Genomic DNA, 20,820 nt, shown 5'->3' on the forward strand with positions numbered 1-20,820 from the left:
TGCTAAAAGCTTTAGCTGTACAGCTAAATTTAGATACAGACAAAGTGACCAAGGCGTTGATGTAGAAGTTTTAGAAGAAAACAAGATAAAAGTGATTTTTCACGAAAAACAAAAGGCTGTTACACCAGGTCAGGAAGTAGTACTGTACAATGGCGAAGAGTGTTTAGGTGGAGCCACCATTGATGAGATTAAGTTCTAAGTTGTATGTAAAAGCTTGTAGCCGCCTTCGGTGATATAGAGACATAGAACGTAGAACTGAAAAACCGCGATGCGTGATATCGCGGTTTTTCAATGTGTAAAAAATTAATATATAATAAAGATTGTAGTGGTATAATGAGATAATAGAATAATTGAATCTAAAGGTGAGGTTATATGAAGGTTCTTTTCGTTGAAGATGAAAAAAAGGTTACGGATGCCTTAGAAGAGATGTGTAAAATTCAGAATATTGAATGCGATATTGCAAATGATGGGGAAGAAGGATTGCTATATGCAAAGTCTAGCTTGTATGATGTGATTGTTCTTGATATTATGCTCCCCTATAAAAGCGGTTTGGAGATTTTATCTGAACTTCGAGCAGATGGTAACAATACTCCTGTTCTTTTGTTGACAGCAAAAGATGCTACAGATGATATTGTAAAGGGATTAGATACTGGTGCAGATGATTATGTAGTCAAGCCTTTCGTAGCCAAGGAACTCTTTGCGAGAATGCGGGCACTGGGCAGAAGAGTAGATAAAGACTATATAGAAGATACCATTAAACTAGATACCCTTGAGTTTGATTTGAATAGTTACACGATGAAAATTGATGGAAAACCTGAGAAAATAACGTATAAAGAGGCAATGCTCTTTGAAATGCTTATTAAACGCCCGGAACAAGTTTTTACTAGAGAGCAAATTCTAGACCGAGTCTGGGGTCTAGATAGTGAAGTAAATGAAAACAATATTGAAATATATATACACAATCTCAGAAAAAAATTAAAACACACTAATATCAGTATTGATACTGTTCGAGGTGTGGGATATACCCTAAGGGTAAAAAATGTTTAAACAACTTTACAGAAAACTAACTCTTACAAATGCATTAATTTTAATATGTTTTTTACTCGTCTTTTCTTATTCCATTGTAAGTATCTTTTCTTATGCATTAGGTCAATCTTCAAAGGTGACCTTGAGGGATAAAGCAAATCAAATCATAAGGCGAAGCCAAGAACTTGGAACTTTTGATTTTATTATTATAGAGGATTATATGGAAGAAGACTCCTCTAATAAGAATGTTCTCAGAAATTCTTTAGATGTTCACTATATCGTATGGGACAATAATGGAAGATTGTCTTCTTTAAATTATGTAGACCAAGATTTAATCAAAGAATTATTTGAGCAATCGAGAGAAGTATATGAAAATCAATCTACAGAATTTGAAAAGATGAAGGTAAGCAATGTCAATTATCGAATATACACTCAGTATTATACCTTGCCAAATGGCATAGGCGGTGTTATTCAAGTTTATCAGTCTAGTGAAATAGACCATTTTATCCTTAATCAGCTCTTTTTTATCATTGTTACTATTGGACTTTGTAGCGTGATTGTATTGATTATTATAAGCTCATTTCTTGCAAAAAGGTCTCTTGAGCCTGTAAAGCAATCTTATGAAAGGCAAAAAGAGTTTGTGGCAGATGCCTCTCATGAGCTTAGAACTCCTTTAACCATTATCAAATCGAATCTTGAAGTATTATCCTTAAAGGAAGAAGAAACGATTGCAGAAAATAAAAAATGGTTTGATAATATCTATACGGAAACAGATGTTATGGCGAAATTGGTGCAAAATTTGTTAACCTTAGCCCAAATGGATAATAAGCAGATTAGTGCTAATATGCAAATAGTAGTATTATCTCTTATTGTAGAGAATGTGTGTAAAAAGATGTCGGTTTTAGCAAGAGAAAAAGATATTCTTTTGCAAAGCATTATTGCTGATGATGTTCTCGTAAAGGGCGATCAGAATGGACTAGAGCAACTTTTTGTTATACTTATTGATAATGCTATTAAATATACTCCGAAAGGTGGACAAGTAAAGGTTAGTTTAATGACCACTTCAGATAAAGCCTATATTAGCGTTAAAGACACAGGTATAGGCATTGAGGAAGAGGACAAAAACAAGATCTTTCAACGTTTTTATAGAGTAGATAAAGTCCGTTCTAGAGAGCAAGGTGGGGTGGGCTTAGGTCTAAGCATTGCTAAATGGATTATTGATGAGCATAAAGCTACCCTAGAGATTAAAAGTAAATTAAACGAAGGAAGCGAATTTATCATCGGTTTTACTTCGAAAAATAAGTAATGAATAAATAGAGGTAGAAAGGAGAAGTTATGGAAAAAAAATTCAAGCGTATCCTAATAGTGCTTGTCGTTGTAGTAGGGATTGTAACTTTGCCCAATTTCATAAATAGTTCAGATGGCGAGAAAATGCAGTTATCGATTAGCACTCCTCAAGAAGATTTAGTAAGAGAAGTTTTTTCCTATCCCACTGGAAACTATGAAGGGAAAGTAGAGAGGATTACCTTAAGAGCAAATGGAGATATTATGTTTCACGGTCCTCAGATTGAGGGTGCATATAAGAGTGGAAAGTATGACTTTGAACCAAACTTTCGACATATAAAGAAGTACATTGAAAGTGCGGATTTAGCACTAGGCAATTTTGAATCGACCACAGCAGGTGGAACACCTTCTGGATATCCCGTATTTAATGCTCCTGATGAAAGTTTAGAGACTTTAAGCAAAATAGGATATGATGTACTAGCTACTGCCAATAATCACGCATTAGACAAAGGGAAAAATGGAGTAGTCCGAACCATCGATAAAATTGCAGAAAACAATATGGTCAGTGTAGGGACTTATAAAGAGCCAGGAGAGAATATATATACTGCAGAAGTAGAGAATATAAAAATAGCTGTTTTAAGCTATACTTACGGTTTGAATGGTATGGAAAGTTTGCTTTCATCACAAGACAGGGAGTATATGGTTAATCTCATAGATAAAGAAAAAATAAAAGGCGATATTAAAAAATCCAAGGAAAATGGAGCAGACTTTACTATCGTGTTTATTCACTGGGGAAATGAATACCAATTAAAACCCTCTTCCGAACAAAAGGAATTAGCAAATAGCATGTTTCAGTGGGGGGCAGATATTATTTTAGGAAGTCATCCACACGTTATACAAGAGTCTGATATCGTTTATGTGGATGGGGAGGCAAAATACGTCATATACTCTATGGGTAATTTTATCTCAAATCAAAGGCGAGAGACCTTAGGCTCTATTGCAAATAGCACACATACAGAAGATGGAGTCATTGTAGAATTAGCTTTAGAAAAGGACTTTATATCTGGTGATAAGAGAATAGTAGGAGTGAACTACATACCCACTTGGGTAAATCGAACAGGATCTAATGGAAATTTTCATTATGAAGTGCTTCCTGTAAGAGATGCTCTTAAAGGGGATTATAATGATTATACGAAAGCTAAACTACAAGCATCCTATGAGAATACCATGGGAAAGATGGAATTGTATGGGGAAATTGGAGCAAATAAATGATCATAGACATTTTAGAGATGAAGGAAAATCAAATTAAAGAGCTTTTGGCTCTTGAAGAAAGGTGTTTTTCTATTCCGTGGACAGAGAACATGTTTTTGGAAGAGTTAGAAAACTCTTTAGCCAAATACGCAGTTATAAGATCTTCTGGGAAGATTGCAGGTTATGGAGGCATGTGGTTTATCTTAGATGAAGCCCATATTACCAATATTGCAATTGATCCAAATTATCAAAAACAGGGTTTAGGTAGTCATATCCTGTCTTATATGATTAAAGAAGCAGAAGAACATCATATTTACAAAATGACCTTAGAGGTAAGAAAAAGCAATAAAGCTGCTTTGCAATTGTATAAAAAATTTAATTTTGAAGAATACGGAATTCGCCCAAGATATTATGAAGATAATCAAGAAGATGCCATTATTATGTGGAGGAAAAAATGTTAAAAAGGATGGGTTTTATTCTCTTAATCATAGCCATTCCCATATTTGTTCTCTTGATGACAGTGCAATTTGTAGTCATGTGGGATGGGTTTTTTAGGGATCAATATGTAGAAAATGGAGTTGTAAAGACTACCAATATTGAGATTGATGATTTAATGAAGATAACAGATGAAATACAAGACTTCTTGCTACGTGACAGGCAAGATTTTGCTATAAAGGGCGTTATAGACGGCCGAGAACAGATTGTCTTTAAAGAAAGAGAAATTGTTCATATGGAGGACGTAAAGGATCTATTTCATATTGGTATTATCTTACGAAATGTTTGTGGTCTTCTTATTGTGATATGTGGGATATACTTCTATAAAAAGGACAAAAGAAAATTATACAAAGCCATGAAATACAGCGCAATAACCTTCATTGTAGTGGGAGGACTCCTAGCAATTATAACAAGTCAAGATTTTAATAAGTATTTTGTTGTTTTTCATAAAATATTCTTTACAAATGATTATTGGATTTTAGATCCAATGGAAAGTGTACTCATCAATATGGTTGATATTCACTTTTTTATGAGTATTGCAACACTTATATTAGGTACAAGTTTAGCTCTCCTTTTATCTATAGGAGTGCTAGGCTCTCTTATGGAGCGTAAAATGAATAGAAATCAAAATCTAAAGTTTATTTATAAGAGGTAAGAAAGTACTAGAAGAATTTAAAGAAAGAAGGAAAGAACAATAGATAAGGATATAATCATTTTAGGAATAGAGTCTTCTTGTGATGAGACTTCTGCAGCCATTGTTAAAAATGGTAGAGAGTGTTGCTCTAATATAATCTACTCTCAAATCGATATTCATAAAGCTTATGGAGGTGTCGTGCCAGAAATAGCCTCTCGAAATCATATAAAGAAAATAGATCTTATTGTAGAAAAGGCTTTAAGAGAAAGTCATATATTGATAGAAGATGTAGATGGCGTAGCCGTAACTTACGGACCAGGCTTAATTGGAAGCTTATTAGTAGGTTTATCCTATGCAAAAGCCGTTGCTTTTAGCTTAAATAAGCCTTTTATTGGTATAAATCATATGGAGGGGCATATTAGTGCAAATTATATCGACAATGAAAAAGTGAAGCCTCCGTTTATTACATTAGTAGCTTCAGGTGGGCATACGAATATTGTCATCGTAAGAGATTATGGTGTATATGAAGTCTTAGGCCAAACTCGAGATGATGCAGCGGGAGAAGCTTTTGATAAAATATCTCGCTCCCTTGGGCTAGGTTATCCTGGTGGTCCTGCAATCGATAAGGCAGCTAAATTAGGAAACCCTGAAGCTGTAAATTTTCCTCGAGCTTATTTAGAGGAAGACAGTTATGATTTTAGCTTTAGTGGTTTAAAATCATCTGTTTTGAATTACTTAAATAGCTGTAAAATGAAGGATATTGAAGTCCATGTTAATGATGTAGCAGCTAGTTTTCAAAAATCCGTAATAGATGTATTAGCATATAAAACCATGAAAGCAGCTTTAGTAAATAATATGTCTATCATATGTTTGTCTGGGGGTGTGGCAAGGAACAGCTTGCTTCGAAACACTTTAGAAAAGATGGCTTTAGACAAAGGGCTATTCATCCACTTTCCAGAACCAGATTTATGCAGTGATAATGCAGCCATGATTGCAAGTGCAGGGTATTATAAGTATATAAAAGGAGAGTTTTCTGCTTTTGATTTAAATGCTGTGGCGAATTTATCGTTGAAGGATGGTTGAACAATAGTTGAACAGTTGTTGAGCGATGGTTAAACAGTAGTTAAACGATTGTTTAAGTAGAAAATTTAGGTTGTGTAGTGTAGGTTTATTCAAAAAGATATAGGAGATTTTCTTTCGATAAAATCTCCTATATTTTTTGTAAATTTTGTATTATTTTTAACAATAGTTAGACAATTGTTTAACAATAGTTCAACCATCGCTCAGCTATTGTTAAAAAGCTCTAGCTCTATTTGTTTTTCAGTCCACTCTTCTAAAGTTGCATCTAAAACCTCTTTTGCAGTGTTATACTCTTCTGTAATGCTATTAGCTTTATCATAGTCATCGTAGAAATCTTCTTTGCACATGAGAAACTCAAATTCTTTGATTTGGTCTTCTAATTCGTTGACCTTCGTCTCTAAGGTGCCTATTTCCTTTTTAAGAGTTTTTAATTTCTGCTTTTGACTGTTCTCTAATTTTTTCATATTATTCATCTGAGTCTTCGTCATAGATGGTCCTTGATTTTCTAGTTCTTCTAAGAGTTTGGCATCATTGACCTTATTTTGATAATAATCGTAGTTGCCATTGTACATAAAAATACCATTGTTCTCAAGTACGAGAAGCTTATCTACTACTCTATTTAAAAAATATCGATCGTGAGAAATAAGTAGTACTGTTCCTGTATAATGGATTAAAGCTTCTTCTAAAATATCTTTTGTCTCCATATCAAGGTGATTAGTAGGTTCGTCCATGAGTAACAAATTAGATTTTGATAACATCAGCTTTGCAAGAGAAACTCTGCTTGTTTCTCCACCAGATAAAGATCCTACGGCTTTAAAGACATCCTCTCCTGTAAACATAAAAGCACCTAAAAAGTTTCGTATTTCTCCTTCATTTGCAGCAGGTTTTGATGTCCATACTTCAGAGAGGATGCTATTATTAGGATTTAAACCTTGATGTTCTTGATGATACATTTCTACATTTACATTGTGACCAAGAATAATTTCTCCTCGATCTTGAGATAGATTTTTCGCAATAATATTAAGCAAGGTCGTTTTTCCAGTGCCATTAGCTCCTACAATGCCGACCTTTTCTCCTCGAAAAATAGTAAAGTCAATATTTTGAAAGAGAGTATTTTCAGAAAAGGACTTCTTTAAATTGATGACCTCTAAGACCGTTTTTCCACTCTTAATTTGTGGTTCAAAGCGAATGCGAGCTTTCTTTTGAAAGACGATAGGTTTTTCAATTCGCTCGATTTTGTCTAGCATTTTCTCTCGACTTTCTGCTTTTCTAATGCTCTTCTCTCGATTAAACTGCCGAAAGCGATCGATAATTTCTTCTTGGCGCTGAATTTCCTTTTGTTGCAGTTCATAATGATGCATTTGAACATCTAAACTTTCCTTTTTTCTCATCACATAATTGGAATAATTGCCATTGTACTCGTTGAGCTTGTGATTTTCAATTTCAAATATTTTGTTTACAACTGCATCCAAAAAATACCTGTCATGGGAAATAATCATGAGGCCACCATCATAGGATTGTAAATAATTTTCCAACCATTGGATGGCAGTTACATCTAGATAATTTGTAGGTTCATCCAACAAGAAAAGCTGAGGTTTTGAAAGCAATAATTTTCCTAAGGCGACGCGGGTCTTTTGCCCTCCACTTAATTCGCCAATTTTCTTATCTAATCCTTCTTCGCTAAAGCCTAGGCCACTAGCAACTCCTCGTATGTGACTTCGATACTCATAGCCTCCTAAGGTTTCAAACTCTTCTACGAGCTTAGAGTATTTATCCATGGTATTGTCTAAATCAACATTTTGGCTCATGAGCTCCTGATATTTATATATTTCATCTTCAAGATCAATACAAACTTGAAAGACAGATAATAGCTCATCGTAAATCCTTATGTCTTCATTTAAATTTAATTCTTGCGACAAATAGCCAATAGAGGTATCTTTACTTATATTTATTTCCCCTGAATCAAAGTATAAATTGTTGGTAATAATTTTAAATAACGTCGATTTACCGGCACCATTTTTACCTACAATGCCAATGCGATCGTTTTTATCCACTTTAAAGGATACATTGTTTAGTATAAGATCTATTCCGTAACTTTTAGTGATATTATTACAAGTGAGCAATTTTCATCCTCCTAACTTATGTTATATGAAAATTGATTTTTAGTTTATTTGTATGTCGAATAAGACATTTTGTACTTAATAAAGGCTTCAAATAAGATATTGGCGTGAATAATAGGAATAATTCATTTTAACAGATTAAAGACGAGAAATAAACTCTATTTGACACTATAATATCAAGTTTGCTATAATAGGTTGACTAGATTTGTTTGATGGGTTTATCTGGAAGGAGTAACGATATGCAAAGAAATTCAATAAAGGTGTCTATGGCCGTAGTGCGAAGATTGCCCAAATATCATAGGTACTTAGGTGAATTGTTAGAAAATGATGTAAACAGAATATCTTCTAAAGAATTAGGTAAGATTATGGGATTGACTGCATCTCAAATACGCCAAGATTTAAATTGTTTTGGAGGTTTCGGGCAACAAGGTTATGGCTATAATGTCAATGATTTATATAAGGAAATAGGAAGCATCTTAGGCTTAAATAGAGAATACAAAACCGTAATTATAGGTGCTGGTAATCTAGGTCAAGCCATAAGCAATTACGAAGGATTTCGAAGAGAAGGTTTTAAGCTTCTAGCGATGTTTGATGTTAATCCAAGATTAGTAGGCAATACTATTAGGGAAATTAAGATACATGATATATTGGAGCTAGAAGACTTTGTAAGAGATAATGGTGTTGATATTGGAATTATATGTGTACCAAAATCATCTAGTCAAGAAATCGCAGATATTCTTGTTCACGCCAATATCAGAGCTCTTTGGAATTTTGCACCAAATGATGTCAATGTTCCAGACAATATTATTATTGAGAATGTTTCAATCAACGAAAGTTTATATACCTTGACTTATCTAATGAATGAAGATAATTTAGATATTTAAATTGACAAAATAAAGAGAACTAAATATAATAAACACAAGTAAATATAAACGACAATGACGTCTATAAATTGAGTATTTCTTACTCATATTGTAGACGTTTTTTGTTATAATAAATGAATATCAATAGGGAGGATTTAGAATGACAAAAGAAGAAGTTATGCAAAAGGCAAAAGAATTGGGCGTAGAATTTATACATTTACAATTTACAGATTTAAGAGGAATTATGAAAAATTTATCCATTACCATAGAGCAATTAGATAAGGCTCTAGATGGGGAAATCATGTTTGATGGGTCTTCTATTGACGGATTTGTAAGAATCGAAGAATCTGATATGTATTTAAAACCAGATTTAGATACATTCGTCGTATTTCCATGGAAGCCTCAAACTGCACGAGAAGCAAGATTGATTTGTGATATTTACAATCCAGATAATACTCCTTTTGCAGGGTGTCCACGGAATATTTTGAAGAAAATAATTAAAAAAGCACTAGACATGGGATATACTATGAATGTAGGTCCTGAATGTGAATTCTTCTTGTTTGAAATAGGAGAAGATGGGACGCCCACATTAAAGACAAATGACGATGCAGGATACTTTGATTTAGCTCCTGTAGACTTAGGAGAAAGTGCAAGACGTGATATGGTACTTACCCTAAAAGAGATGGGTTTTGAAATTGAGGCATCTCATCATGAATGCGCTCCAGGCCAACACGAAATTGATTTTAAGTATTCAGATGCTCTAAAAGCAGCAGATAATATTATGACTTTTAAAATGGTCGTTCGAATAATTGCTCAAAGACATGGTCTTCATGCCACATTTATGCCAAAACCTATTTATGGCATTGCAGGCTCTGGCATGCATATCAATCAATCTTTATTTAACGGTGAAAAAAATGCATTTGATGACCCAAATGGAGAATACCAATTAAGCGATACAGCAATGCACTATATTGCTGGATTAATAAAACATGCAAGAGGTTTGGCCGCCCTTACAAATCCAACTGTAAACTCCTATAAGAGATTAGTTCCAGGTTATGAAGCTCCTGTTAATATTGCTTGGTCTCCTAAAAATAGAAGTCCTTTGATTCGAATTCCTGCAAAAAGAGGATTATCTACCAGGGTAGAACTCCGAAATCCGGATCCTTCAGCAAATCCATATTTAGCATTAGCAGGCAATTTGGCGGCTGGCCTATCAGGGATTGAACAAAAACTAATGCCACCTGAACCTGTTTCGGAAAATGTGTATGATATGACGGAAATTGAAAAAGTAGAAAAAGAAATCGGCGTATTGCCAGGTACTTTATTAGAAGCAATAGAAGCATTGAGAGAAGATGAATTATTGATGGAAACATTAGGTGAGCACGCAAGGGTAAAATATATCAGAGGTAAATTACATGAGTGGGATGACTATAGAACACAAGTATCAAAGTGGGAATTAGACCAATACTTGACCAGTATTTAGTAAAGAACCATAGTTTGACGATTGTTAAGCAATAGTTAAACTATGGTTAAACAATCGTTTAATGCGCCAAAGGCGCTTTTTTGCATGTCAAGAGAGTTTTTGTTTTAAAAAGATTGTAGTCCGATACAAATAATCAAAGATAATAGCCACTATTAGTGACCTAAAGGTTTTACGTAGAGCTTAGACCAAAGACGCTGGGACGCTTCATGCTTTAATTACTTAAAAAGCTACTCTGCTTAACTAAATTAAATATAACGATATGGGGGAGGAACGTATGCTAAAAAGTCTAATACTGTGTATTAACAATAAAAAGATTGAAGCTCATATTCAGTTAGGCTTTAAAAAATCCGGCTATAATGTATTGATTTGCGAAGATGGAAATAGTTTGATTCGCCTTGCCCATACTAGGCATATTGATTTGGTCATAGTAGATGAAGAACTCCGTGGTTTGAGAGCTATTGATGTAGTAAATATTATTTATACTGAAAAAATATGCCCGGTCTTAATCGTAGCAAATGATTTTAGGAATGATTACATAGATTGGATTGAAAAAGGTTGGATATACGGATCTGTGCATTTACCTATGAACCAAGTAGAATTATTAAATATCGTAAAAGGCGCTATAATTAATGGAGAAAGGATGCTATTACTAGACCGAGAAAACGAAAAACTCCGAAAACAACTAGCCGAGCGAAAAATAATAGAAAAAGCGAAAAGCATTCTTATAGAAAAAAAGTCATGTACAGAAGAGGACGCATACACGTACATAAGAAAGATCAGCATGAATAAAGGCGTGTCTATGGAAAAAATAGCAGAAGCCATCATTAAGTCTCTAGATTCTAGTCGTTAGTTTACTAGAATTTGGGGATTTTCTTATGGACCTTATTTAGGCATTTAAGATAGCCATAGTGCTAGTGACTAGGGTCTAAAGGATAAATATAAATAAACCAACGATTTGCGTTGGTTTATTTATATTTATCATATTTGATTTCCGATATCTGCATAGCGCCAAAGAAAATCGTTACAGTATTGGTTACTAAGGGGACGTATTGCTTTAGTAGGAAAAAGAAATGCTCTTTATTTAAGGTAATACTAGGAAAATAAAAGATGAGTTTTAGAGCGCTTATAATAATGAATATAAGGCATAAAGCATAGGCTATATTTGCATTGTATTTTTTCACTCGCATGAGAGCAATGCTAAACAAAGAGATTAAGGTAGATAGTATAGTAAAAATGATAAATTCTATTACACTAGCATTTTTTATGGGCAGTTCTAAAAAAGTAAAAGAATCGGTGATCAAAAAATACGTAAGAAATTCAGCTATATTAGCAAATAATAAAATAATAAATAAGATAAAACCTAAAATGGCATAGATAATAGTCTTGTAATTTTCTTCTTTAAACATAATAAACTCCTCTATAGGTATTGTTTTAAGAGAGACTCTTTTAGATCGTAATAGTATTGTATCAAATATTATAGAATTATGGTAATATTAATTATTCCATCATAGATATGATAATCACACGAGGTGCACGTATGTTAAAAGAAACATCTATACACAAAAATCAAATAATTCTTCAAACAGCGTACTTTGACTTAAAGCAGACTTTTGAATGTGGACAATGTTTCCGTTGGAATAAGGTAGGACAAGGGCACTATATAGGTCTAGTGAAAGACAAAGTATTAGAAATGTATCAAGAGGGACAGGAAATTTCTTTTTATAATACGGATGAAAAAGATTTTAAAGATATATGGGTAGATTATTTTGATCTAAATAGAAATTATGAAGAATTAATTGAAGAGATATCAAAGGAGAAGGTAATGAAAGCTGCTACAGAATATGGTAAGGGCATTCGGATTCTGTGCCAGGATGAGTGGGAAACTCTAATCTCCTTTATTATTTCGGCTAACAACAATATTCCTCGAATAAAAAAAATACTAGAAAGTTTCAGTAAACTTTTTGGTCAAAAGATCAGCTACAAAGGAGAAGAGTATTATGCCTTTCCTACACTAGAAAGTTTACAAGGGATTACAGAAAAGGATTTAGAGGAAATTAAAAGCGGCTATCGAGCTAAGTATATTATTGACGCGGTACAAAAGGTCAATGAAGGTCAAGTAGATTTATATAACCTTAAGAATTTAGAAACAGAAGAGGCCAGAAAAGAACTCCTTAAAATTAAAGGGATTGGACCTAAAGTAGCAGACTGCATTCTGCTGTTTTCTATGAGAAAGTACAACTGCTACCCCATAGATGTATGGATCCGAAAGATAACAGAAAAAGTATACTTTAAAAGAGAATCTACACCTAAAGAAATTCAAAAATTCGCACAAGATATGTGGAAGGATAACGCAGGTTTTGCACAACAGTACCTATTCTACTATGCAAGAAATGAGTTCTAAGTTGAGCCATAGCTTGTAACCAATCGCCCTGCATTTTGGGCAAGCTACTGTTTCATAATTGTTAGAAGAAAATATAAAAAATCGAATAGAACTAAAATAAAAATGCCAAAATATAGTTGACTTTTAAGAACTTATTTTGTATCATTATATGTGTCGATTAGCACTCGACAATAATGAGTGCTAACAATCAATCGGATAAAATATGAGGAGGGTTATTATATGAAACTTAAACCATTAGGTGACAGAGTTGTAATTAAAGTAAAAGAAGAAGAAGCAACAACTGCAAGTGGCATTGTTTTGCCAGGTAGTGCAAAGGAAAAACCTCAAGAAGCTCAAGTAGTAGCAGTAGGCAGTGGTGAATTAGTAGACGGTAAAAAAATAGAATTAGAAGTTAAAGTAGGAGATACAATAATTTATTCTAAATACTCAGGAACAGAAGTTAAAATTGACGGAGAAGATTATTTGATCGTAAGACAAAACGATATTCTAGCAATAGTTGAATAAGAAGTAAAATAAGAGGAGGAATAAAAATGGCAAAAGAAATTAAATTTTCTTCAGATGCAAGAGCATCATTAGTTGAAGGTGTTAATAAATTAGCGGATACTGTAAAGGTTACTTTAGGACCAAAGGGAAGAAATGTTGTATTATCAAGAAGCTTTGGCTCTCCAATTATCACAAATGATGGTGTTACAATTGCAAAAGAAATCGAATTAGAAGACCCTTATGAAAATATGGGTGCACAATTAGTAAAAGAAGTAGCTACAAAAACCAATGATGTAGCTGGTGATGGTACAACTACTGCAACATTATTAGCTCAAGCAATCATTAGAGAAGGTATGAAAAATTTAGCTGCTGGCGCAAATCCAATGGGATTAAAAAGAGGTATTGAAAAGGCAGTTGAAATAATTGTAACGGAATTACACAAAACAAGCAAAAAAGTAGAAAACAAAGAAGGTATAGCTCAAGTTGCTTCTATTTCTGCAGCAGATGAAAAGATCGGTAAATTAATTTCTGATGCAATGGAAAAAGTAGGAAATGATGGTGTTATTACTGTCGAAGAAGGAAAGAGTATGGGTACCGAATTAGAATTTACAGAAGGTATGCAATTTGACAGAGGATATCTTTCTGCATACATGGCAACTGAAAGCGAAAAGATGGAAGCTATATTAGACAGTCCATATATTTTAATAACAGACAAAAAAATCAGCAATATTCAAGAAATTTTACCAATACTAGAACAAATTGTTCAAACAGGCGGAAAATTATTAATCATCGCTGAAGACGTAGATGGAGAAGCTTTAGCTACTCTAGTTGTAAATAAATTAAGAGGAACATTTAACTGCGTAGCAGTAAAAGCTCCAGGGTTTGGCGATAGAAGAAAAGCTATGTTAGCTGATATTGCAGCATTAACAGGTGGTCAAGTGATTTCTGATGAATTAGGATTTGATTTAAAATCTGCTACATTAGAGCAATTAGGTAGAGCTAGACAAGTTAAAGTAGATAAAGAAAACACAATTATCGTAGAAGGCCAAGGAAATAAAGATGATGTAGAAGACAGAATCAATCAAATTAAGAGACAAATTCCAGAAACAGATTCTGATTACGATAGAGAAAAATTGCAAGAAAGACTTGCTAAATTATCAGGTGGTGTAGCAGTAATCAAAGTAGGTGCTGCAACTGAAACAGAAATGAAAGAAAGCAAGTACAGAATTGAAGACGCATTAAATGCTACAAGAGCAGCAGTTGAAGAAGGCGTTGTAAGCGGTGGTGGTACAGCATTTATAGGTACTATTTCAAAAGTAGAAGATTTAATTAACAGTTTAGAAGACGACGAAAAAACAGGTGCTTCTATTGTTAGGAGAGCTCTTGAAGAACCAGTAAGACAAATCGCTGCAAATGCAGGATTAGAAGGCTCTGTTATCGTTGAAAACTTAAGAGTAAAAGAAGATGGTATGGGCTTTGATGCTGCTAAAGGCGTATATGTAAATATGTTCCAAGCAGGTATTACAGACCCAACAAAAGTAACAAGATCTGCAATTCAAAATGCAGCTTCTGTTGCGGCTATGTTCTTAACTACAGAAGCAGCAATAGCTGAATTACCAAAAGATGAACCAGCAATGCCAGCCGGAATGGGTGGTATGGGCGGAATGGGCGGCATGATGTAAAAATCTCTAGAATCTATTGATTTCAAAGGATTAGAGAATATAAAAATTACAGATGCTCACATTTTGTTCACATCAGGAGTCCTTCAAGAATTCTAAGAATTTTTGAGGGGCTTCTTTTTTAATATCCTCAGTAACATGTAGATATATATTTCTAGTTATATCATCGTCTTTGTGACCAAGTCTTTCCATTATTTCTTCAAGCCCAACTCCTGCAGCGGCTAATAATGATGTATGAGTGTGTCTAAGTCCATGAGGTGATAGATTTTTTAGATTATTGTTTTCAACTATTCTTGCCATAGTAATTCCTAGCTGCTTTGTTGTCTCAGGATATCCAGGGAAATTTAGTACTTTAGTAATTACGAAATCTTCATCATGCCAGGAAGGTATTTTTAATCTTATTTCATTTTGCCGCACTTTGTGTTTTCTTAGCTCATTTATTAGTAGGCTATCAATGTAGATCGTTCTATTTGATGAAGGGGTCTTTGGTGGGAGTAGTTGATATTTTTTGGTGTTATTAGTAGGGTTGTAATAAGTCTTATATACCTTGATAGTTTCGTCTTTAAAGTTTATATCTTTCCATTTTAGAGCACATAACTCCCCTACCCTTATTCCGGTATTAGCAAGAATTAAAAAGGTGATATAGGACTGAGGATTATAGTCTTTTTTACATATGTTTAAGAAATCAATTAACTCATTTTTTTCAAAGAATTTAGGTAAATCCTTCTGATTTTCCAAATCCTCTACAGTGATTATTTTCTTGGGCAGTACTGCATATTTCGTTGGATCCTCTTTTATGTACTTCAGTTCTATAGCTTTTTTAAATATCATCTTACTGGTAGATTGAATTCCAGATAAAGTGTTTTTAGCGTACTTTTCATTACTCTTTAACAGGAAGTCTTGATACATGGTCCCGGTTATATCTTTGATTTTCGCCTCTTTAAAATGATTGGCCAAAACTTGTGACTCATGCTGCCTGACTCTTACTGTGCTCACTTTTACATTGGCCGTAGCTTTGTAAAGTTCTAACCACTTAGATGCAAAATCTTTTAAGGTTATTTCCGATTCATTTACATAGGTGCCATCGTGGTATTCTGTTTGTATTTTGGCCAGTGCTACCTGGCACTCTTTTTTAGTCTTAAACCCACCTTTAGTATGTTGCAGTCTTTTATTCGTTATAGGGTCTCTTCCTAAATCAACCACATAGGTGTAAGTTTTACCTCGTTTTTTTATACTTCCTTTCATATGCGTATGCCTCCTTTTTACACTTGTTAGAACATCAGTTCCTTGTTAGGCAAAAAAAATAAGTTTAAAATCTTCATAATTGGTTTTTGTACTTATTATATATAGAGAGTTAACTCGTGATGGACAATGCTGGGTTCCTGAATGGGAGGAGATATGAATCAAGGATTCCTTTGTCTCAGGGGTCAACTCTTTTTTAAACTATTTTTTAGATTCTGAATGAATAGTTTTCATATAGCACTGTTTTAGAGAAATAATAATTTTATAAGTATAGCTATGGTGTTTAATGTGAATAATATTATTGTATGAATTTATTGACTTTTGTTAATATAATTTGTATAATGTAGCAAATGAAGAAGCTTTCTTTAAAGGAGTGGCTGGGCATAAATGAGTGCTATGTCGCCTTTGGGTAAGCTTCTGTTTTTTTATTATATTTTAAAAAATCATATATTTTAATTAATCTCTTTATACCGGTACTATGTTTATCATCAAAGATGTCTTCGTTGTTATTTATAATATCAAGTAAATAGCTTTTCAATTCGTCTAGGTTTATTTGGGTCTCGTCTAATACTGCTATCGATAACAGTTGGTTCCTTAAATTAAGATCTTGAGCTAGAACTTCAGATATAGTTTTAGGTTTCCCTATCCACTTCTTTTGGCGTTTTAGGTTTTCAGAAAGGAAGGAATCTAAATCAGTTTTTTTATCTATGTAATCCTCAATAGTATATGGTAACTTGTCTATATCTTGAATATATTTAAAAACAGGTAAACTACGAGAAGTTCTGGATAATTCTATACATAAAGTTTTCGTAAATTGCAATAGCAAGTTGCAATAGTTCTGAATTTAGCAATGACTTGTGGTAGAACGATGTGGGATTACGGAGAGAGGGCGAAGCCCGAACGGAGAAATCCCACATCGGCGGTCGCCAATCAGGCAACATAGATTCGGTCAAGTTCTTTTTCGAGCAGATCTATGTTCTTGATGGGCAGAAGGCCCAGATCGACATAGTTGTACAGTGTTTTGGTACAAACCATTTCTTGTCGTCTGAATTCTCCGGATAGAAGGGCTCGGCCGAAGCAAGCATCCAGCGACCAGTTTTCTTCCCTAAACTGTTTGACCACGTATTTCAAAAATGCTGCGGTTTCCAGACAGCGATAGGTTCTGGTGCTGCTCCTGCGGTTTTCGTTGTATCTTTGTTGCCCTGCATCCGCTTTGTAACGGTGCACCTTGCCATGGTACAGTGCGACAGTTCCACGGGCAATTTCATTTTTGATCGTGTTAAAAGGGCGACCTAAATGCTTGGCTATCTTGTATTTTGACCACCCGTCTTTCAAATGCACTTCAATGTCATGTCGTTCTTCTGACGTTAGATGTTGCCCTTTTCGATGCTCTGTGCTACAATTTGGATTGTCCATAGTGATGATCCTTTCAGAATTGGTGTGTAGTGACTCAATTCTACCATAGGTTCATCGCTATGGATTATTGCAACTTCATTTTACAATGCGCCCATTATGTTTGTATAAAGGAAATGCAACAGCTGTTAGTTACCTTCCTTCGACAGCCAGATCTGCTGCGAATGCATTATTAAACCTTTATTCTCAATATTATAGGCAGTCTTTTGGGGTAAGTAGAGACGGGCTAGCATTAGAATTGATGTATCACGCTCACCCATATTTAATATTATATCTTTTAGAGGCTATTCCAGTATCATCAAATTTATATCATCTTGTAGATGATGCTGTCGGTTTAACATCTCATTTCTACTGGGCGGATTCCGGTAAAACTGATCAATTAAGATATTTAGATAACGTAGCGCCATCTATACTAGATGTCCTGCAGGTTGCTTTATACAGTGCGTTATCAATATAATATAATATAAAATAGATACTATACTATTTAGTACAGTATCTATTTTTATTTACAAAAGAAACCAGTATAATATAATATATGTGAGGTGAGTTATGAAAAGAGATATGGCATTGTATACAATTCTTGTTTTTGTATTTTCATTTGTAATAAATGTAGGGTATAGCTATATTGGGTTTGTTAAAGCAGGCTTTGATTTAACGTCTTTAGTAGAAGCAAATGCTATCATGTTTTGGTATATAACCCCGATGTTTATTGTTTTGTTAAAATTATTTATTCATGATATTGGGAGAAAGCAGCGCTATCTTTTGGCTTTGATCGCACTTTTGATTGTGGGGTATATTAATATGTGGCTGAACAACCATTACTTATATGTATATGATAAATTAGATAATCTTGCGGGTTTTATATTTACGCCACTGCTACAAACAGCCATTGTAATTTTTTATGATTTAGTTATAAGCTCTATATCGAAATTCATTAATAAGATTTAAATAAATGTATTATGACTTTTATATGACTCTTTATTTCAAAAATCAATGATATGCTATTATCATGAAGAACTGTAGAGATACGGTTCTTTTTTATGTCCTCCTTTCCCCGAAGCGATTCGCGCCTAGGGGATTATTGTCGAAAGATGACGAACGATTATTTTAAATATTTCCCTTTTCTTGCCGATATATATATAGAAAGGGGAGGTTGAAATGTCTATATCAATCAAAATTAATAATCATTGTACAACAGCATCTGCAATAAGATTTTATGAAAATTACAAGGAAGCTTTTGGGAATGTTATAAGTGCAGAGATGTTAGGGAATGTTTCAGAAGTAAATTATGCATTTAAATTAGTAAATGATAGAGGATAAGAGATTGAATTCAATGGGGAAGTTACAGCAGGTTATGGGGGAGAAGGGCCAAGTGGAACTTTTAGAATCTTAAAAATGGCAGGTTTTAATGTGGATGAAGAGTTTGTGAAGCGAAATGCATCTTTTAAATTAACAAAGTAGGACACTACTTAGAGAGCCCAAGGGCTCTTTCTTAATACCCAAAACTAATAAAGCGAGGTGAGCATTAATGTCCAAAGGATTAACTGAAAAACAGAAGATATTTGCTAATGAGTACCTAGTAGACCTTAATGCTACCAGAGCATATAAAAAGGCGTATCCTAATGTAAAAAAAGATACTACAGCAGCACAAGCAGGCAGTAGATTGTTGAGAAATGTCAAGGTTAAAAACTATATAGACGAGCAGCTCAAAAAAATTGAAGATGAAAGCATTGCAGACGCTAAAGAAGTCATGAAATACCTCACTCAAATATTAAGAGGTGAGCTTGATGAAGAAGTAGTTGTTGTAGAAGGTGAAGGAGATGGTTTTTCATCCGCAAAAAAGGTTAGAAAAGAAGTGGGCATAAGAGAACGTAATAAAGCAGCAGAACTCTTAGGAAAAAGATATTCATTATTTACTGACAAAATGGATGTATCCGTTGAAAAATCAGAAAAACTAGCTGATATCATAGATCAATTAGGTGGTGAGGGGCTTGAAGAGTAGTTTCCCCTTATCGCAAAAGTATATAGATTTTATCAACAGTACAAAAAATGTAGATGCTGATTTTCTAGAAGGGACCACAGCGTCCGGTAAGACCACAGTAGGCGCTGGAGTCAAATTCATTAGAATGGTAAGTGCTAGTAAGAAGAAAATCCATATTATAGCATCAAAGACTACAGGAACTGCAGAGAAGAATATAATCCAGCAAGATAACGGAATTCTTGATATTCATAAAGGCAAAGCTAAGTATCATGGTAACGGAGATAAAGACTACAAGATACCTCACATAAAATTTGAAGATAAAATTATCTTTGTCCTAGGTTACGACAACAAAGATAAATGGGCATTAGTCCTAGGCTCTCAATTTGGCTGTGTTTATATAGACGAGATTAATACTGCTAACATAGACTTTATTAGAGAGGTGTCTACTAGAAATGATTACTTAATCGCCACACTAAATCCTGATGACCCAAGCTTGTCAGTATACAAAGAATTTATTAATAGGTCTAGGCCCTATAAGAAATACGCTAAAGATGTACCCAATGAGATAATGCAAGAACTTAAAGAAGAACCAGTACCCACATGGAGGTATTGGTTCTTTACCTTTAACGATAATCTTAGTTTAAGTGAAGAGGATATAGAAAAGAAAAAGAGGTCCGCTCCTAAGGGTACTAAGCTCTATAAAAATAAGATACAAGGGTTAAGGGGTAGAGCAACTGGATTAGTATTCCCTAACTTCAGCAGAAAGAATAATGTAAGGGCTACCGAATGGCTTAAGAAAAGAATGACTGACAAGAAGGAGCCATTAAAGTTTATTCACTTTAGTTGTGGAGTAGATACAGCATACTCACAAGAAAGCCCTGATACATTCTCTTTTATCTACCAAGGGATAACTGATAAAGGACAACTTATCATCCTAAATGAAGAAGTATATAACAATGCAAGTCTTGAAATACCTTTAGCTCCCTCTGATATTCCTCCAAGGTTAATAGTATTCCTAGAGAGGAATAGAAAAAAGTGGGGATTTGCTAGGGATGTATTTGTTGATAATGCTGACCAAGCAACAATAACTGAATTAAAGAAATACAAAAGGCAGCATGGGGGTGTATATAATTTCCTAAATGCTTATAAAAAGGTGGAAATCATAGACAGGATCCATTTACAACTAGGGTGGCTTAATGTAAATGAATATAAACCTGAAGCTGATTATATAGTGTTAGATTATTGCGTAGTTCATATTGGAGAATTAGAAAGCTATAGCTGGAAAGAAGATAAGTACGAACCTGAGGACAGGAACGACCATACAATTAACGCGTCACAGTATGGGTTCATACCTTTCCGAAATAGAATCGGAGTAGGTGGTTAAA

23 protein-coding genes are annotated in these 20,820 nt (G+C 34.1%); 18 read left to right on the top strand and 5 right to left on the bottom strand.

Annotated elements, in window-relative coordinates; all coding sequences use genetic code 11:
* From Q7P22_RS07385 to tsaD, 7 genes are all read left to right on the top strand, one after another.
* A partial coding sequence (locus Q7P22_RS07385) for an aminomethyltransferase beta-barrel domain-containing protein (protein ID WP_369695506.1) occupies positions 1 to 199 on the top strand: 199 nt, incomplete at its 5' end.
* A 173-nt stretch (positions 200 to 372) separates the two neighbouring features.
* Positions 373 to 1,047, top strand: coding sequence for a response regulator transcription factor (locus tag Q7P22_RS07390; protein ID WP_303862556.1), 675 nt, complete (start codon positions 373 to 375; stop codon positions 1,045 to 1,047).
* Complete coding sequence (locus Q7P22_RS07395) at positions 1,040 to 2,332, top strand: cell wall metabolism sensor histidine kinase WalK (RefSeq protein ID WP_303862559.1); 1,293 nt, start codon at positions 1,040 to 1,042, stop codon at positions 2,330 to 2,332. The genes Q7P22_RS07390 and Q7P22_RS07395 overlap by 8 nt, the downstream gene beginning before the upstream one ends.
* Before the next feature lie 29 nt (positions 2,333 to 2,361).
* Complete coding sequence (locus tag Q7P22_RS07400) at positions 2,362 to 3,582, top strand: CapA family protein (protein WP_303862561.1); 1,221 nt, start codon at positions 2,362 to 2,364, stop codon at positions 3,580 to 3,582.
* On the top strand, positions 3,579 to 4,022 hold the full coding sequence (gene rimI / locus Q7P22_RS07405; protein WP_303862563.1) for a ribosomal protein S18-alanine N-acetyltransferase: 444 nt from the start codon (positions 3,579 to 3,581) through the stop codon (positions 4,020 to 4,022). Before Q7P22_RS07400 ends, rimI begins: the two co-directional genes overlap by 4 nt.
* Positions 4,016 to 4,711, top strand: coding sequence for a TIGR01906 family membrane protein (locus Q7P22_RS07410; RefSeq protein ID WP_303862566.1), 696 nt, complete (start codon positions 4,016 to 4,018; stop codon positions 4,709 to 4,711). The genes rimI and Q7P22_RS07410 overlap by 7 nt, the downstream gene beginning before the upstream one ends.
* Positions 4,712 to 4,750: 39 nt before the next feature.
* Positions 4,751 to 5,773: a tRNA (adenosine(37)-N6)-threonylcarbamoyltransferase complex transferase subunit TsaD gene (gene tsaD, locus Q7P22_RS07415; protein ID WP_303862625.1), complete on the top strand. Its 1,023-nt coding sequence runs from the start codon at positions 4,751 to 4,753 to the stop codon at positions 5,771 to 5,773.
* Positions 5,774 to 5,973: 200 nt separating this feature from the next.
* Here the strand turns inward: tsaD and Q7P22_RS07420 are convergent, their stop codons facing one another.
* Positions 5,974 to 7,893, bottom strand: coding sequence for an ABC-F family ATP-binding cassette domain-containing protein (locus Q7P22_RS07420; RefSeq protein WP_303862568.1), 1,920 nt, complete (start codon positions 7,891 to 7,893; stop codon positions 5,974 to 5,976).
* A 236-nt stretch (positions 7,894 to 8,129) separates the two neighbouring features.
* On the opposite strand from Q7P22_RS07420, the gene Q7P22_RS07425 reads away from it, so the two are divergent.
* From Q7P22_RS07425 to Q7P22_RS07435, 3 genes are all read left to right on the top strand, one after another.
* Entirely contained in the window at positions 8,130 to 8,774 is a 645-nt protein-coding gene (locus tag Q7P22_RS07425) for a redox-sensing transcriptional repressor Rex (RefSeq protein ID WP_303862571.1), read from the top strand.
* 139 nt (positions 8,775 to 8,913) lie between these two features.
* Positions 8,914 to 10,236 (top strand): type I glutamate--ammonia ligase, encoded by a 1,323-nt coding sequence (gene glnA, locus Q7P22_RS07430; RefSeq protein ID WP_303862573.1) that lies wholly within the window; start codon positions 8,914 to 8,916, stop codon positions 10,234 to 10,236.
* A 274-nt stretch (positions 10,237 to 10,510) separates the two neighbouring features.
* Positions 10,511 to 11,086: an ANTAR domain-containing response regulator gene (locus Q7P22_RS07435; RefSeq protein WP_303862575.1), complete on the top strand. Its 576-nt coding sequence runs from the start codon at positions 10,511 to 10,513 to the stop codon at positions 11,084 to 11,086.
* 115 nt (positions 11,087 to 11,201) lie between these two features.
* On the opposite strand, the gene Q7P22_RS07440 is transcribed toward Q7P22_RS07435, so the two are convergent.
* A complete protein-coding gene (locus tag Q7P22_RS07440; protein WP_303862577.1) occupies positions 11,202 to 11,642 on the bottom strand; it encodes a hypothetical protein in 441 nt (146 codons plus the stop codon).
* 131 nt (positions 11,643 to 11,773) lie between these two features.
* Between Q7P22_RS07440 and Q7P22_RS07445 the strand changes: the two genes are divergently transcribed.
* The 3 genes from Q7P22_RS07445 to groL all read left to right on the top strand — a co-directional run bounded on the left by Q7P22_RS07445 (position 11,774) and on the right by groL (position 14,802).
* Positions 11,774 to 12,637 carry a DNA-3-methyladenine glycosylase gene (locus tag Q7P22_RS07445; protein ID WP_303862580.1) on the top strand — a complete coding sequence of 288 codons (864 nt, stop codon included), beginning with the start codon at positions 11,774 to 11,776 and terminating at the stop codon, positions 12,635 to 12,637.
* Between the two features lie 219 nt (positions 12,638 to 12,856).
* A complete protein-coding gene (groES, locus tag Q7P22_RS07450; RefSeq protein WP_303862583.1) occupies positions 12,857 to 13,141 on the top strand; it encodes a co-chaperone GroES in 285 nt (94 codons plus the stop codon).
* Between the two features lie 26 nt (positions 13,142 to 13,167).
* Positions 13,168 to 14,802 carry a chaperonin GroEL gene (gene groL / locus Q7P22_RS07455; protein WP_303862586.1) on the top strand — a complete coding sequence of 545 codons (1,635 nt, stop codon included), beginning with the start codon at positions 13,168 to 13,170 and terminating at the stop codon, positions 14,800 to 14,802.
* A gap of 72 nt (positions 14,803 to 14,874) precedes the next feature.
* Here the strand turns inward: groL and Q7P22_RS07460 are convergent, their stop codons facing one another.
* From Q7P22_RS07460 to Q7P22_RS07470, 3 genes are all read right to left on the bottom strand, one after another.
* On the bottom strand, positions 14,875 to 16,044 hold the full coding sequence (locus Q7P22_RS07460; protein WP_303862589.1) for a site-specific integrase: 1,170 nt from the start codon (positions 16,042 to 16,044) through the stop codon (positions 14,875 to 14,877).
* A gap of 391 nt (positions 16,045 to 16,435) precedes the next feature.
* On the bottom strand, positions 16,436 to 16,861 hold the full coding sequence (locus Q7P22_RS07465; protein WP_303862591.1) for a hypothetical protein: 426 nt from the start codon (positions 16,859 to 16,861) through the stop codon (positions 16,436 to 16,438).
* A 110-nt stretch (positions 16,862 to 16,971) separates the two neighbouring features.
* The gene (locus tag Q7P22_RS07470) at positions 16,972 to 17,457 is read right to left on the bottom strand and encodes a helix-turn-helix domain-containing protein (protein WP_303862594.1); all 486 of its coding nucleotides are present in this window, start codon (positions 17,455 to 17,457) and stop codon (positions 16,972 to 16,974) included.
* Positions 17,458 to 17,557: 100 nt separating this feature from the next.
* On the opposite strand from Q7P22_RS07470, the gene Q7P22_RS07475 reads away from it, so the two are divergent.
* From Q7P22_RS07475 to Q7P22_RS07495, 5 genes are all read left to right on the top strand, one after another.
* Complete coding sequence (locus tag Q7P22_RS07475) at positions 17,558 to 17,911, top strand: hypothetical protein (RefSeq protein ID WP_303862597.1); 354 nt, start codon at positions 17,558 to 17,560, stop codon at positions 17,909 to 17,911.
* 92 nt (positions 17,912 to 18,003) lie between these two features.
* Positions 18,004 to 18,402: a hypothetical protein gene (locus Q7P22_RS07480; RefSeq protein WP_303862598.1), complete on the top strand. Its 399-nt coding sequence runs from the start codon at positions 18,004 to 18,006 to the stop codon at positions 18,400 to 18,402.
* Positions 18,403 to 18,612: 210 nt separating this feature from the next.
* Entirely contained in the window at positions 18,613 to 18,774 is a 162-nt protein-coding gene (locus Q7P22_RS07485) for a hypothetical protein (RefSeq protein WP_303862600.1), read from the top strand.
* Between the two features lie 208 nt (positions 18,775 to 18,982).
* On the top strand, positions 18,983 to 19,456 hold the full coding sequence (locus Q7P22_RS07490; protein ID WP_303862603.1) for a terminase small subunit: 474 nt from the start codon (positions 18,983 to 18,985) through the stop codon (positions 19,454 to 19,456).
* Positions 19,446 to 20,819: a terminase gene (locus tag Q7P22_RS07495; RefSeq protein ID WP_303862606.1), complete on the top strand. Its 1,374-nt coding sequence runs from the start codon at positions 19,446 to 19,448 to the stop codon at positions 20,817 to 20,819. The genes Q7P22_RS07490 and Q7P22_RS07495 overlap by 11 nt, the downstream gene beginning before the upstream one ends.
* Position 20,820: the final 1 nt, after the last annotated feature.

It is taken from the genome of Alkalibaculum bacchi, assembly GCF_937875145.1.
Classification (GTDB): Bacteria; Bacillota; Clostridia; order Eubacteriales; family Alkalibacteraceae; genus Alkalibaculum; species Alkalibaculum bacchi_A.

Bases quoted from the DNA above. Each gene is read 5' to 3' on its own strand.
- Q7P22_RS07410 (WP_303862566.1), top strand. From the start codon at position 4,016: ATGTTAAAAAGGATGGGTTTTATTCTCTTAATCATAGCCATTCCCATA.
- Q7P22_RS07395 (WP_303862559.1), top strand. From the start codon at position 1,040: ATGTTTAAACAACTTTACAGAAAACTAACTCTTACAAATGCATTAATT.
- Q7P22_RS07480 (WP_303862598.1), top strand. From the start codon at position 18,004: ATGAAAAGAGATATGGCATTGTATACAATTCTTGTTTTTGTATTTTCA.
- Q7P22_RS07425 (WP_303862571.1), top strand. From the start codon at position 8,130: ATGCAAAGAAATTCAATAAAGGTGTCTATGGCCGTAGTGCGAAGATTG.
- Q7P22_RS07400 (WP_303862561.1), top strand. From the start codon at position 2,362: ATGGAAAAAAAATTCAAGCGTATCCTAATAGTGCTTGTCGTTGTAGTA.
- groL (WP_303862586.1), top strand. From the start codon at position 13,168: ATGGCAAAAGAAATTAAATTTTCTTCAGATGCAAGAGCATCATTAGTT.
- Q7P22_RS07435 (WP_303862575.1), top strand. From the start codon at position 10,511: ATGCTAAAAAGTCTAATACTGTGTATTAACAATAAAAAGATTGAAGCT.
- glnA (WP_303862573.1), top strand. From the start codon at position 8,914: ATGACAAAAGAAGAAGTTATGCAAAAGGCAAAAGAATTGGGCGTAGAA.
- groES (WP_303862583.1), top strand. From the start codon at position 12,857: ATGAAACTTAAACCATTAGGTGACAGAGTTGTAATTAAAGTAAAAGAA.
- Q7P22_RS07490 (WP_303862603.1), top strand. From the start codon at position 18,983: ATGTCCAAAGGATTAACTGAAAAACAGAAGATATTTGCTAATGAGTAC.
- Q7P22_RS07440 (WP_303862577.1), bottom strand. From the start codon at position 11,642: ATGTTTAAAGAAGAAAATTACAAGACTATTATCTATGCCATTTTAGGT.
- Q7P22_RS07470 (WP_303862594.1), bottom strand. From the start codon at position 17,457: ATGGACAATCCAAATTGTAGCACAGAGCATCGAAAAGGGCAACATCTA.
- rimI (WP_303862563.1), top strand. From the start codon at position 3,579: ATGATCATAGACATTTTAGAGATGAAGGAAAATCAAATTAAAGAGCTT.
- Q7P22_RS07445 (WP_303862580.1), top strand. From the start codon at position 11,774: ATGTTAAAAGAAACATCTATACACAAAAATCAAATAATTCTTCAAACA.
- Q7P22_RS07485 (WP_303862600.1), top strand. From the start codon at position 18,613: ATGTCTATATCAATCAAAATTAATAATCATTGTACAACAGCATCTGCA.
- Q7P22_RS07460 (WP_303862589.1), bottom strand. From the start codon at position 16,044: ATGAAAGGAAGTATAAAAAAACGAGGTAAAACTTACACCTATGTGGTT.
- Q7P22_RS07390 (WP_303862556.1), top strand. From the start codon at position 373: ATGAAGGTTCTTTTCGTTGAAGATGAAAAAAAGGTTACGGATGCCTTA.